Source organism: Luteimonas fraxinea (assembly GCF_021233355.1).
Taxonomy (GTDB): domain Bacteria; phylum Pseudomonadota; class Gammaproteobacteria; order Xanthomonadales; family Xanthomonadaceae; genus Luteimonas; species Luteimonas fraxinea.
In genome coordinates this window covers 1,566,185-1,579,261 of the sequence record NZ_CP089507.1, presented here as the reverse complement: position 1 = coordinate 1,579,261, position 13,077 = coordinate 1,566,185, and the positions used below count along the sequence as shown (strand labels likewise).

Sequence of the window (13,077 nt, the reverse complement as noted above, 5' to 3'; positions counted from 1 at the left end):
ACGATGCGGCCGTTTGTAGGATGGGTAGAGCGCAGCGAAACCCATCGTAGGGCTGTCGCAAACAGCATCGATTAGCGAAAACTGGGCTTATTCCGCCCGCAACCAGGCCAGCACGGCACCGATGTCGTCGGCCTCCAGCAGCAGTTCCGCCACAGCGTGCTGACCCGTTGCCGCCGCCGTCGCGGCCAGCGCGGCGCTGCACATCAGTTCGCTCCAGTCGGGCGCGGCGACGAGGCCGGCGAGCAGCGGCAGGCGCGACAACGCGGTGACGTAGCCGTCGATCAGATGGTCCGGAATCTCCGCGTCGTGCGCGGCGCGGGCGAGTTCGATGCTGGCGGGCAGTACGAAGTGACTCGGCGTCGCGCGTTCCGGCGCCTCGGCGAGGATCGCGACGATATGCGGGACAGCGGCGAACGAGGCGGAGAACACCCTGCCTTCGTTGCACAGCGAATCCCACAAGGAGTGCCACGGTTCGCCGAGGCAGTCGTCTCCGCTCGCGCCATCGAGCTGCGCGAGCAGCGCGGGAATGCCGCGCGCATCGCCCTGCGCGCAACGCAATGTGGTCCAAGACGGATCGTCGAGCGCCAGCATCGGCGCATTCGGCAGGCCGTCGCGCGCGGTCACGTGCGGATGCCGACGATCAGCCAGTTGTTGAACGGCGTGTCGCCGTACAGCGGGCGCAGCGTCGTCTGCAGGCCTGCGCCTTCGAGCTGGCCGCGCAGGCCGACGGCGGTCGGATAGCTCTTCGCGCGCTCCTGCATCCAGCCGGCGAAATTGGCGAGGCGGTCGGTGATGCGCGAGGTGCGGCTGCGCGAGGTGTCGTCAGCGAGGCCGCTGCGGATCACCAGACGCGCGCCCGGCACCAGCATCGCGATCACGTTGTCGAGCAGTTCGCGCTGGCGCTCGGGCGACAGGTACTGCAGCACGTCGAGGATCGTCACGCTGCCATGGTGCGCCGGCAGGCCGACGCCGAGATCGAGCACGTCGAGCTGCACGTCGGCGAGTCCGGTGCGCGCGACGACTTCGCGGCCGCGACGGATCTTGGCCGCGTCGATGTCGACGCCGGTGAACGGCAGCGCCTGGCCATCGGCACGCAGTGCATGCGCGAGCAGGCCCAGGCCGCAGCCCAGATCGAGCACCGGCGCGGTCGTCGGACGCAGCGCCTGCAGCACGCCCGGATACAGCGGATCGGTGCGCAGCTTGGTCAGCGTGTAGTAGTAGTCGTAGCGGTTGCCCAGCGCGTGCTTCGGCAGGAATGCGCGCGCGATGTTGCGCGCGTCCTCGCGCGGATACGGTGCGGTGGAGAGCGGCGTGGTGTCGGAAGTGGTCGCAGTCATGCCCGCGACAATAAGCCGCGCGCGACCGGCAACGCCAGCTGCATCCACTCGGTATGCAGTGCAGCCAAGGGATGCAGGCCGTCGTCGGCGAGCATCTCCGCCTCGCCGCCCTGCGCGCGACTGACCGCTGCGATGTCGACGAAGGCAACGCCGTGCGCCGCGCAGATCGCTGCAGCAGCAGCGTTGTAGGCATCGAGTTCGCGCGCGATCGCGGCGACGTCGCGCCCCGAATGCGCACCGAACGGAGTCACGCCCCAGTCCGGAATCGCGAGCACGAAGACACGCGCCGCATCGCCACCGGCGAAGCCGGTCGCGCGGTCCAGCAGCGCCGAGAACGCCGGGCCGTACAGCGCAACGTCGCGGCCGCGGTACTGGTCGTTGACGCCGATCAGCAGGCTCACCAGATCGAAGGGGCCGACCGGTGCTGCGGCATCGATCGCCGCATCGAGTTCGTCGGTCGTCCAGCCGGTGGTCGCGATGACTTCCGGCGCGTCGAGCGCGATGCCCTCGTTGCGCAATGCATCGGCCAGCTGCACCGGCCAGCGGTCTTCGGCGGCGATGCCTTCGCCGATCGTGTAGCTGTCGCCGAGCGCGAGATAGCGGCGCGGGGCAGTCATCCGCCGGCGCGGGCCTGGCGCTTCGCGATCGGCACGACCTTGCGGGCGTCGGTGATCTGCCGTTCCAGCACGCGATGGATGCGGGCGAAGACCTCGCGCAGCTGCGCGGGTTCGGGCAGCAGCGTCACGCGGAAATGGTTGCGATAGGGCACGTTGAAGCTGTTGCCCGGCACCACCAGCACGCCTTCGGCTTCCATCAGTTCCAGCGCAAACGCGTGGTCGTCGAAGCCCTGGCTGAATTCCTCGGCGATGCCGGGGAACGCGTACAGCGCACCGGCCGGCGCGACGAGGCGCAGATACGGGCTCGCGTCGCAGGCCTCGACGACCGCGCGGCGCGCCTCGTGCAGACGGCCGCCGGGTGCGCACAGGGCGCTGATCGTATCGATGCCGGTCAACGCCGCTTCGATCGCGAACTGGCCGGGCACGTTCGCACACAGGCGCAGCGCACCGAGCAGGTCCATCGCATTGCGGAAATCGCGGCTGCGCACTTCGCTGCCCGACAGCACCGCCCAGCCCACGCGCCAGCCGCAGGCGCGATGCACCTTCGACAGGCCGCCGAAGGACACGCAGGGCACGTCACCGGCGATCGGCGCGATCGGTTCGAACGGCGCGTCGTCGTAGGTGATGCCGTCGTAGATCTCGTCGCACAGCAGCAGCAGCTCGTGCTTGGCGGCGATCGCGACGATGCGCTCGAGCAGCGCACGCGGATACACCGCGCCGGTCGGATTGTTGGGATTGATCAGCACGATCGCGCGCGTGCGCGGCGAGACCAGTGCTTCGAGTTCGTCGGGATCGGGCAGGAAGCCGTTGCCCTCCTTGCACTGGTAGAACACCGGGCGACCGTCGTTGAGGATCGTCGCCGCCGACCACAGCGGGTAGTCGGGCGAGGGCACCAGCACTTCGTCGCCGGGATTGAGCAGCGCACGCAGGGCGATGTCGATCAGTTCGCTCACCCCGTTGCCGACGAACACGCGCTCGGCCGACACGTCCTGCGTGCCGCGCGCGGCATGGAACGCGGCGATGGTCTCGCGCGCCGCCGGCAGGCCCTGCTGATGGGTGTAGGGATCGGTGTCGTGGATGCGTTCGGCGATCGCGCGCTGCAGGTGATCCGGCGCGCGGAAGCCGAACGCACCGGGATTGCCGATGTTGAGCTTGATCAGCGTGCGGCCCTGGCCCTCGAGTTCCCGCGCTCGCCGCGCGAGCTCGCCACGGATCTCGTAACGGACTTCGGTCAGGCGTTCACGGGTCTTCAGGGGGGCGGACATCGGCGGCGCTCGGCGCGGGAATGTCGCGCGATGCTAGCGGAAAAGCCGGGTGAATGCGGCCCGGGCCGACGAGTGGCGGAGCTCGGCGGTTCGCGCCGGGACGCCTGGCGCCCGTAGAATCCGCGGCATGACGACCGCCCGACGCAGCGCTTGAACCCCGCCGATCCGAGTCCCCCAGACGCCGCGCTGCGCGCGATCGGCTGGCCCTTCGACGGCGCCCCGTCGGGCCTCTGGGCCGAGGTCATGGCCACGCACGCACAGGCACTGCCGATGCGCGTGGTCGAGCAGCACCGCTCCGGATATCTGGTCGCCGGCGCGCCGGGCGAGGCGATCGCGGTCGAATCGCTGCCCGACTGGTTGCGCCGCAGCGGCTACCGCAAGGGCACGATCGCGCCGGAAGACCGCGCTGCGGTCGGCGACTGGGTGCTGGTCGAAGACGGCAAACGCATCGTTGCGATGCTGCCCCGGCGCAGCGCGATCAAGCGCGCCGCCGCCGGTGAGCACTACAAGCAGCAGCTGATCGCCGCGAACATCGACACCGTGCTGGTGGTCTGCGGACTCGACGCCGATTTCAATCCGCGCCGCATCGAGCGCTATCTGCTGCTGGTGCAGGGCGGCGGCACGCCGGTGATTGTGCTGACCAAGGCCGACAAGCCCGAGGCCGACATCGCCGCCGCCGTGGCCGCGCTGACCGAGATCGCCGGGCTCGGTGTGGCTGTAGTGCCGGTCAACGCGCGCGACCATGACAGCGCCGCGGTACTGCACCGCTGGCTCGGCCCCGGCATGACCGCAGTGCTCGTCGGTAGTTCCGGCGCGGGCAAGTCCACGCTGACCAACAGTTTGCTCGGCGTCGAACGCATGAAGACCGCCGCGGTGCGCGAAACCGACGACCGCGGCCGCCACACCACGACCCACCGCGCGCTGATTCCGCTGCCGTCGGGCGCCTGCCTGATCGACACGCCCGGCATGCGCGAACTCAAGCCGACCGGCGAAGAGGACCTGTCGGAAGGCGGATTCGCCGACGTCGAAGCGGTCGCGGCGCAATGCCGTTTCCGCGACTGCACGCATGGCGACGAACCGGGCTGCGCGGTGTGGGAGGCGGTTGATGCGGGCACGCTCGATCCGGGGCGCCTGGGCAGTTACCTGAAGCTGCGCGACGAACTCGCCGGCGCCGCGGGCCAGCTCGCGACGCGGATGGCGCAGAAGGTGGAGAGTCGGCCGTCCGGAAAAAAACCGGGTGCGAAGACGGGGGGGCGTCCGGGGGTGAAGCCGGCGAAGCGTGGGTCGGATTGGACGAAGGAGGAGTAGGGCGTTTCGGCGCTCTGGTCGCTTCGGTTCTGAAGCATCGCGACGGCGTCGGCCCTCACCCCAACCCCTCTCCCGGAGGGAGAGGGGCTCAGAAAGCGGGTGCTCGCCATGACCGAGCCCCTCTCCCGCTGGGAGAGGGGTTGGGGTGAGGGCAACCGGTCGCATTAACCGTCCCGACACGCGCGCTTTTGAACCGTCCCGACGTGCGGCGCTTCCCGAACCAGATGTCGCCCGCTTTGAGTCCCCCGCCCCAATCCGCTAGCGTGACCACACCGCCTGCCGGAGTCCCCGATGCCCGACGCCATCGCCCATCACGCCGCGCTCGATGCGCGCATGGTCGCGGCCGCGCGCGGGATCCGGGTGTTGAGTCTGGCGAGCTGGCCGCCCGAGGCGCAGCAGCGATTCCTGTCCGTGTTCGCGGTCGGGCGCCGGGAGATGCCGGAGATCGCGTATCCGGTGCTGGACTTTACCGACACCCGCCGAAAACTCGCCGCGATCGGCGCCGCCGCCGATACCGGGCATCCACTCGGCGCCTACATCGGCGAATCGACGCAGGCCTGGGACGAGGCCGCGCAGTTGCTGGAATCGCTCGGCACCCCTGCGGCCAGCGGCCACGCGATCGCGCTCTACGGGCGACCGGATGCGGCGCTGCCCGGCGGTGCGCTGACGACCTGTGATGCCGCGCGGCACTTCATCCACATCGCCGACGAACTCGATCCCGGCCTGCTCGCCGATGTCGAACATCCGACGCTCGATGCCGCCACGCTGCAGGCGCAGTTGCAGACTGATCTCGATGCGCACTTCGGCACGCGCGTGGTCGCGGTGGAACTCGATCCGGGCATGATCGCCAAGGCCGCAGCCGGTGCGTATCGCCTGCGTCTGCGCAGCGACGCGCGCTACTCGATTCACGACCGCGAACAGCTGCTGCAGCACGAGGCCTTCGTGCATTCGCTGACCGCGCTCAACGGCCGCGAGCAACCGCTGCTGCCGAGCCTGGCGATGTCGTCGCCGCGCACGACCTGCACGCAGGAAGGACTGGCGGTGTTCGCCGAGCAGATCACCGGCAGCATCGACATCGGCCGGATGAAGCGGGTGAGCCTGCGCATCGAGGCGATCGCGCGTGCACTCGACGGCGCGGATTTCCTGCAGGTGTTCGATTACTTTCACGACGCCGGGCAATCGGCAGCGGAAAGCTTCGCGTCCGCGCAACGCGTGTTCCGCGGCGTGCCGCTGACCGGTGGGCATGCCTTTACCAAGGACGCGGTGTATCTGCGCGGGCTGATCGACGTGCACACGTTTTTCCGCCAGGCCCTGGCCGCGCAGCGTCTGCCGCTGTGCCGGCAACTGTTCGCCGGCAAGATGACGCTCGACGACGTGCGACGCCTGTCACCCCTGTTCGACGACGGCACGCTCGCACCGCCGCGCTGGTTGCCGCCGTGGCTGGAGCGCACCGGCGGGCTGGCCGGCATGCTCGCGTTCTCGCTGTTCGCGAACCGGATCCGGATCGATCAGCTGTAAAAGCGTGCCATTGCCCGTGATGGGTAGAGCGCAGCGAAACCCATCGGCACAACCGGCATCAACGCTCGAACCGCGGCGGCGTCACCGTCGAATGCAGCAGCCGCACCGCATTGCCGAGCGTCACCGGATCGGCGCCTGACAGCAGCGCCTGCAGACGCGGTCGATCCGCATCGAGCCCCGGCACCAGGCCCACCCAGGCATCACGGCCGCCGTCTTTCGCGGCGTAGAGGCAGCGGTCGGCGATTGCGGTGGTCTGCTGCCAGTCGCCGAGCGTCGGCCACGCGGACGAGAACGGCCACGGCGCGAAGCCGATCGAGCAGGTCATGCGCAGGCTCGCGCCATGCGCGAGTGCGATCGGCGTGTCGGCCACGGTGCTGCGGATGCGTTCGGCCAGACCGGCCGCGGCATCAGCATCGTCGAGCCGCGCGACGAGCATGAATTCCTCGCCGCCCCAGCGCAGCAGCAGATCGCCGTCGCGGGTCAGGGCGCGCATGCGCGCAGCGAACTGCACCAGCGCTTCGTCGCCGGCCTGATGGCCGTGGCCGTCGTTGATGCGCTTGAACGCATCGATGTCGAGCATGAAGAAGAACAGCGTGTCCGAGCCGCGCCGGCCGGGCGCGTGCACGGCTTCGCGGGCCAGCCATTCCTGCAGCTCGCGACGGTTCGGCACCTGGGTGAGCGGGTCGAGGCGCGTGGCCGCATCGAGCTGGGCGTTGCTCTGCTGCAGCTGCCGGTTGGCCTGTTCCAGCTGCGCGGTGCGCTCGGCGACGGTGCGATTGAGCAGCTCGACGCGCTCGCGTTCGCGCTGCACCGCGCGCCGCGTGCGCCGCACGAAGAACGCCACGGCCAGCGCCGCCAGCAATGCGTACAGCACATAGGCCAGCGGATGCCGCCACGGCGGTGGTGGCATCGCGATCGTCAGCACGCGCGATTCGCCGAACTGGCCGTCGCGGCCCGCGGCCTGCACTTCCAGCCGGTAGTGCCCCGCCGGCAGATGGTTGAGCGAGAACTCGGTGCGCGCCTGGTGCGGATAGATCCAGCCGGTGTGCAGGCCGTCGACGCGATAGCGCAACTGCGCGGCGGCTGGCGCGAGGAAATCGATCGCGGTCATGCCGATGGTGAAGACGCTGTCCTCGTCGCGCAGATCGATGCCGGGCGTGTAGACGATGTCGGTCTCGGTGCCGCTGCGCGCATCGGTGTCGGACTGGCGGCTCAGCAGTTGCAGGCTGGTCAGCACCGGATGCGCGGACGCGCTGCGCCGCGGCAGCTGCATCGGCGCGATCACGTCCACGCCCATCGTGCCGCCGAAGTACAGCAGGCCGTCGCTGCCGGTGTAGGCCGAGCCGCTGTTGTATTCCTGGTTGCGCAGACCGTCGCGTCGGCCGAGGTTCTGCACGATGCCGCTCTCGGGGTCGTAGACGCTCAGGCCGAGATTGGTGCTCAGCCACAGGCGCCCGCCGATGTCGGGCAGGATCCGGTAGATCACGTTGTTGGTCAGACCGTCGCGTTCGGTCAGCACCGAGGACACACCGGTCGCGCGATCGATGCGGTACAGACCGGCCGCGAATGCGCCGACCCAGATCGCATCCGCGTCGCCGTGGATCGCCCACACCGAGCGGTGCATGCCCGCGCCGGAGGGCTCGACCTGCGCGAACACGCCGTCGCGCAGCCGCCACAGGCCGCGCGTATTGGTGCCCACCCACAGGCTGCCGTCCTGGTCGCGGTAGAGCACCGTCACCACGTCGCCGGCGATCGCCGCGAAGCGCGGATCGGCCTCGATTCGTCCGTCGCGCAGCTGCATCACGCCGCTGCGCGTGCCGATCCACAGCGCCTCGTCTTCGGCCAGCAGCGCGTCGATGCGCGCATCTGGCAGGCCGTCGAAGATGTCGACGCGGCCGTCAACGTGCAGACGACGCAGGCCGACCTGGGTGCCGACCCACCAGCCGCCATCGCGCGCGCGTTCGATCGCGCGTACCGACAGGTCCGCGAGTCCGGGGATCGCACACCAGCCCGCACGCGGACCGTCGCGCATGCGCAGACCGCTGTCGGTGCCGATCAGCATGCGCGCGCCGTCGCGACGGATCGCGCGGATGCTGTGGCTGTCCCAGTCGTCCATCGTGCCGACGCCCGCGCCGTCGTGACGGATCACCGAAGCCAGCGGCCGCACGCGATACAGGCCCGAGGTGTAGGTGCCGATCCACCACGCGCCGGTCGCGCCCTGATGGAAACTGGTGATCGCACTGCGCGGCGGATTGTCGAAGCGCAGGCGTCGCGGCCGGTCGCGGCCGGGCGCGAGCTGCACTACCGCACCGTTGCCGTAACCGGTCAGCACGCGGCCGTCTTCGAGCCGGATCATCGCCGTCGCGTCGACGCTGGCCACGCCGAGCACGGCCAGTGACCAGTGCCGCTGCAGACGCGCGGCGGTATCGAGCCGGAACAGGCCGGCATCGGCGGCGAGCACCCACAGGCCTTCGCGGCCTGCCTGCAGCGACACGCAACGCCGCGCGCCAGGCAATGCCGGCAGCCTTACCAGTCCGTCCGCTTCGACCGACCACAGCCCGCACGCCGCATCGAGGGCGACGGGGCGCTTGCGCGCCGCCGACCACGCGAGACCGACGATCTCGCCGGTCGCGCCCAGCCTGCGTGCGCCGCGGATCTCGGCGTCGATGTGATCCACGCCGGCCTCGGTGCCCAGCCATGCGCCGCCGGCCGGATCGAGCAGGATGCGCACCACGCGCGCATGCGACAGCCCGTCGGCGACGCCGAGCCGGCGCTGCGTCCACGTCGGCAGATGTACGACTTCCAGACCGGCATCGTTCGTGCCCAGCCACATGCGCGTGCGCTGCGGCTCGAAGGCGAGGCTGTCGATGCTGCTGCTGACCAGATTCGCGCCGCCGACCGGCTGGTCGGGCGCGTTGCGGTACGCGCGGAAGCGATGACCGTCGAAGCGGTTGAGGCCGTCCTGCGTCGCGACCCACAGAAAGCCCTGGTCGTCGCCGGTCATTGCCGAGACCGTCAGCTGCGACAGGCCTTCGTCGAGGCCGTACATCTCCAGGCTCAGCGGCGGATCGTCGACCGGGTCGGGCACCTGCGCCGACACGGTGAACGACGCGCACGCCAGCAGCGTCGCGGCCAGCAGCTGCGTCGCGATGCTGCGCACACGGCCGACCGCGCCGACGCTGCACGCATCGACATGCACTGGCTGGCACGCGCAGCGCGCGCTGGCGACGGCTTTCTTACGCAATTGGTGTTCCCCCTTTGCATAGTGTGCCTGCGAATTCCGTGCCAGCGTGACCGGCGTCGCATTCCGCGGTCCATGCCAGACTGCACGCCATGGACGCTGCTCCCACCATCCTCGTCGCCGACGACCACCCGTTGCTGCGCGCCGCCGTGCTGCATGCACTGCGCGACAGCCTCGGCCAGATCCGTGTGATCGAAGCCGCCACCGCGTCGGCGCTCGAACCCGCACTCGACGCGCATCCGGACATCGAACTGGTGCTGCTGGATCTGACGATGCCCGGCGCACGCGGTCTGTCGTCGCTGGTCTGGTTGCGAGGTGAGCGGCCGGAACTGCCGGTCGTGGTCATCTCGTCCAACGACCACCCGCGCACCGTGCGCCGCGTGCAGCAGTTCGGCGCGTCGGGCTTCATTTCCAAATCCGCGCCGGCCGAATCCATCGGCCAGGCAGTGGCGAACGTACTCGACGGCGGCAGCTGGTTTCCGCCGTTGACGGCGGAGCGTTCGGAAGAAGACGCGCAACTAGCCACGCGTCTCGCCCAGCTGACCCCACAACAGTTCCGCGTCCTGTTGGGCATCGCCGACGGCCTGCTCAACAAGCAGATCGCGCATCAGCTCGGCCTGGCGGAGAACACCGTCAAAGTGCACGTGACCGCGATCCTCAAGAAGCTCGAATGCCACAGCCGCACGCAGGCCGCGGTGCTGGTGAAGGCGTTGGAGCGGGAGGATGAGGCGTAGGGTTCTAAGCTTCTGCACGCGGACGCAACTTCAGTCCTCAGGGTTCTCCGACTCTCGTCGCCCCAGCGAACGCTCGGGCCCATTTTGATTTTCGTGTAGAGCCTCAGAATCCGAATGCATGACCAGCCATTCGGCTGTTGAAAAGCGTTTCCAGCGTTCGCTGGGATGACGGTAGTAAGGTTTCGCGAGCGCGAGCGCGAGTGAGCGGCGGTCGCCCACATTCCGTTATGTCTAGTCCCGTCATCCCGGCGAACGCCGGGATCCAGCGACTTGGCTTCGAGGAAAGTGCAAAGACACTGGATTCCGGCTTTCGCCGGAACGACGGTATTTAGGGACTCGCCGGGCGCGCAGCAGCGCGCCCCCTCAATACCCCCGCAACCGCATCTGCATCATCAGCGCCCGCAACGCAGGCGGCCGCACCGGTTTCGGCAGAAATCCCTGACCCGCATCGCGCGCCCGTGTGCGCAAGGCCGGGTCGGTTTCGCCGGTGACCAGGATCGCCAGCGGCACCGCGCTCCAGCGGTCGCAGAGGGTTTCGAAGAGAGTGGGGCCATGGTGTTCGCCCATGCGCACGTCGAGCAGCACGATGTCCGGCGCTTCGCCGCGGACCGCGGCGGCGAGTGCGGCGTGCGGGCCGTCGGCGAGCGGCACATCGCAGTCCCAGCGTTCCAGCAGCTGCCGCGTCGCGGCGCAAATCTGCGGGTCGTCGTCGATGACCCAGACGCGGCAACCGCGCAGCGGGGCGTCGTCTTCGGCCGGCACGCCCGGCGCGATGGGTTCGATGACCGGCTGCGCCGGCGCCTCGCTCAGCGGCAGGCAGACGCGGAACACGCTGCCGGTGCCGGGGCGCGAGCGCAGATCGATGCGGTGGCCGAGCAGGCGTGCGATGCGATCGACGATCGCCAGCCCCAGGCCCGCGCCGCGGTCGCCAGCGTTGCCGTCGTCGAGGCGGCGGAACTCCTCGAAGATCTCGCGCTGGCGGTTCGGCGGAATGCCCGGGCCGGTGTCGTGGACTTCGATCCACAGGCGGTCACCATCGCGGCGCACGCCGAGCACGATGCGGCCGCGCGCGGTGTAGCGCACCGCGTTCGACAGGAAGTTCTGCACCAGCCGCCGCAGCAGCGTCGCATCGCTGCGCACCCAGACGCGCGTGGGCACGTGATCGAAGCGCAGGCCGCGTGCCTGCGCGAGCACGCCGGTCTCGCGCGCCAGGCCTTCGAGCAACGGACCCAGCGCGACTTCGCGGATGTCGGTGCGCAGCGTGCCGGTCTCCAGTCGCGAGATGTCGAGCAGGCTGGCGAGGATGCCGTCCTGCGCCGACAGCGCGCCCTCGATGTTGTCGGCGATGCGCCGCGTCTCATCGTCGCGCAGACGCGCGCGCAGGCCGGCGGCGAACATGCGTGCGGCATTGAGCGGCTGCAGCAGGTCGTGCACCGCAGCGGCGGCGAAGCGGCCCTTGTAGCGGTTCGCGGCTTCGGCCTCGGCGCGTGCCTGTTCGAGATCGGCGGTGCGCTCCGCGATGCGGCGTTCCAGCGCGTCGGCCAGCGTGCGCAGTTCGCGCGCCGTGGTCTTGTAGGTCGTGATGTCGGCGTAGCTGGTGACGAAGCCGCCATCGGGCAGCGGATTGCCGCGGATTTCCAGCACCGTGCCGTCGTACTTCTCGCTCTCGCGCATGTGCGGCTTGCCGCTGCGCAGATGTTCGAGACGACGTTCGATCGCTTCCTCCACCGGGCCCGGACCCAGCAGCCCGCGACGCGCGTTGTAGCGGAACACCTCTTCGATCGGCGTGCCCACGCGTACCAGATCCGGCGGGAACCGGAACAGTTCGATGTAGCGCGCATTCCACGCGACGATGCGCAGCGCCGCGTCGATGATCACCACGCCCTGCGGCAGATGCGCCAGTCGCCGGCTCAGGCCGGTGTCGGCTTCCTGCGCCGCGGCGACCAGGCCGTCGCGCGCGCTGCGCAGTTCCTCGGCGTGATGCCGCACCAGGGTTTCGAGTTCGTCGCGGCTGCGCCGGCGCAGCGCACCGAGGCGCACGCGCTGTTGCAGGAACAGGGTGAGGAACACCAGCGCCGCCCAGGATACGCCGGCGATCGTCGCCCACTCGCGACCCGCGGCCGCGATCGGCGCGGCATCGTGCAGCAGATGCAGGGTCCAGTCGGTATCGGCGACCGGCGCGCGCTGCCACAGCCACGTGCCGGGCATCGCCGGCATGTCGACGCGCACCACCGCGCCATGCGCACCGGCGTTGCGCAGCACCTGGCCGGCATACGCGCGCAGCTGCTCGCCTTCGTACTGGCGCGTGGCCACGAGCTCCTGCCGCGCCTCGGTATCCAGCGGCGCGAGCACGCGATAGCGCCACGCCGCGCGGCTGGCGAGGAACACCACGTCGTGCGCGTCGCTGGCCAGCACCAGATCGCCGTCGTCGGGCCAGGTCTGTTCGATCGCCGCCAGTTCGATCTTGATCGCGATCACGCCGACCGCGCGGCCGGCATCGTCGCGCAAGGCCTCGGACAGGAAATAGCCGGGCACCGACGTGGTCACGCCGATGCCGTAGAAGCGTCCCCGGCCATCGCGCAGCGCCTGCTGCACGTAGGGGCGGAACGCGTAGTCCTCGCCGACATTGCTGCCGGCATCGCGCCAGTTGCTCGCCGCGATCGCGATGCCGCGTGCGTCGATCAGCGTCAGCGTCGATGCGCGCGTGGTGCGGTTGGCTTCTTCGAGGCGCTGGTTGAGGCGCGCCTGCGCGTCGGCGTCGACCGGTGCGGCCACGGCGGCGCGCAGGTCGGGATCCAGCGCCAGCACCTGGGGCAGCGCGCGGTAGCGTTCGATGCGCTGGTTGAGCGCCTGCGCCTGCAGGTCGAGCTGTTGCGCGGCTTGCGCCGATTGCGCGTCGAGCGCGCGCCGGGAGCCTTCGCGATAGCCGAGGCCGGCGACCAGCACGAGCCCGCCGCAGGCGATCAGCACGGTCAGCAGCAGGCGTCGCAGGCGCGGTTGCGTACGCATCGCGCGGACTCAGGCGCCAGGCATCGCGGACGCCGCGGGGGCGCGGCG

General features: G+C 70.0%; 9 protein-coding genes. 3 read left to right on the top strand and 6 right to left on the bottom strand.

Features of this window, described 5'->3' with window-relative positions; all coding sequences use genetic code 11:
- Window positions 1–87: 87 nt before the first annotated feature.
- From LU699_RS07070 to LU699_RS07055, 4 genes are read right to left on the bottom strand one after another with little or no spacing between them, the layout of a single operon-like run.
- Entirely contained in the window at window positions 88–624 is a 537-nt protein-coding gene (locus LU699_RS07070) for a hypothetical protein (RefSeq protein WP_232133884.1), read from the bottom strand.
- Entirely contained in the window at window positions 621–1,337 is a 717-nt protein-coding gene (locus LU699_RS07065) for a class I SAM-dependent methyltransferase (protein WP_232133885.1), read from the bottom strand. The genes LU699_RS07070 and LU699_RS07065 overlap by 4 nt, the downstream gene beginning before the upstream one ends.
- On the bottom strand, window positions 1,334–1,954 hold the full coding sequence (locus LU699_RS07060) for an SGNH/GDSL hydrolase family protein (protein WP_232133886.1): 621 nt from the start codon (window positions 1,952–1,954) through the stop codon (window positions 1,334–1,336). The genes LU699_RS07065 and LU699_RS07060 overlap by 4 nt, the downstream gene beginning before the upstream one ends.
- Window positions 1,951–3,219, bottom strand: a complete 1,269-nt coding sequence (locus tag LU699_RS07055; RefSeq protein WP_232133887.1) for an aminotransferase class I/II-fold pyridoxal phosphate-dependent enzyme — start codon at window positions 3,217–3,219, stop codon at window positions 1,951–1,953. Before LU699_RS07055 ends, LU699_RS07060 begins: the two co-directional genes overlap by 4 nt.
- A 150-nt stretch (window positions 3,220–3,369) precedes the next feature.
- Between LU699_RS07055 and rsgA the strand changes: the two genes are divergently transcribed.
- Both rsgA and LU699_RS07045 read left to right on the top strand, forming a co-directional pair.
- Window positions 3,370–4,527: a ribosome small subunit-dependent GTPase A gene (gene rsgA / locus LU699_RS07050; RefSeq protein ID WP_232133888.1), complete on the top strand. Its 1,158-nt coding sequence runs from the start codon at window positions 3,370–3,372 to the stop codon at window positions 4,525–4,527.
- Between the two features lie 276 nt (window positions 4,528–4,803).
- Window positions 4,804–6,045 (top strand): peptidase MATCAP family protein, encoded by a 1,242-nt coding sequence (locus tag LU699_RS07045; protein ID WP_425491657.1) that lies wholly within the window; start codon window positions 4,804–4,806, stop codon window positions 6,043–6,045.
- Window positions 6,046–6,103: 58 nt separating this feature from the next.
- Here LU699_RS07045 and LU699_RS07040 read toward each other — a convergent pair whose 3' ends face one another.
- Window positions 6,104–9,289: a ligand-binding sensor domain-containing diguanylate cyclase gene (locus LU699_RS07040; RefSeq protein ID WP_232133890.1), complete on the bottom strand. Its 3,186-nt coding sequence runs from the start codon at window positions 9,287–9,289 to the stop codon at window positions 6,104–6,106.
- A gap of 89 nt (window positions 9,290–9,378) precedes the next feature.
- Here LU699_RS07040 and LU699_RS07035 point away from each other — a divergent pair, with 89 nt between their 5' ends.
- A complete protein-coding gene (locus tag LU699_RS07035; protein WP_232133891.1) occupies window positions 9,379–10,020 on the top strand; it encodes a LuxR C-terminal-related transcriptional regulator in 642 nt (213 codons plus the stop codon).
- Window positions 10,021–10,383: 363 nt separating this feature from the next.
- Here the strand turns inward: LU699_RS07035 and LU699_RS07030 are convergent, their stop codons facing one another.
- The gene (locus tag LU699_RS07030) at window positions 10,384–13,029 is read right to left on the bottom strand and encodes a hybrid sensor histidine kinase/response regulator (RefSeq protein ID WP_232133892.1); all 2,646 of its coding nucleotides are present in this window, start codon (window positions 13,027–13,029) and stop codon (window positions 10,384–10,386) included.
- Window positions 13,030–13,077 lie beyond the last annotated feature (48 nt).

What these genes read in the sequence shown, in the direction of transcription:
- LU699_RS07065 (WP_232133885.1), bottom strand. Translation starts at nt 1,337, where the DNA reads ATGACTGCGACCACTTCCGACACCACGCCGCTCTCCACCGCACCGTAT.
- LU699_RS07060 (WP_232133886.1), bottom strand. Translation starts at nt 1,954, where the DNA reads ATGACTGCCCCGCGCCGCTATCTCGCGCTCGGCGACAGCTACACGATC.
- LU699_RS07055 (WP_232133887.1), bottom strand. Translation starts at nt 3,219, where the DNA reads ATGTCCGCCCCCCTGAAGACCCGTGAACGCCTGACCGAAGTCCGTTAC.
- LU699_RS07035 (WP_232133891.1), top strand. Translation starts at nt 9,379, where the DNA reads ATGGACGCTGCTCCCACCATCCTCGTCGCCGACGACCACCCGTTGCTG.
- LU699_RS07030 (WP_232133892.1), bottom strand. Translation starts at nt 13,029, where the DNA reads ATGCGTACGCAACCGCGCCTGCGACGCCTGCTGCTGACCGTGCTGATC.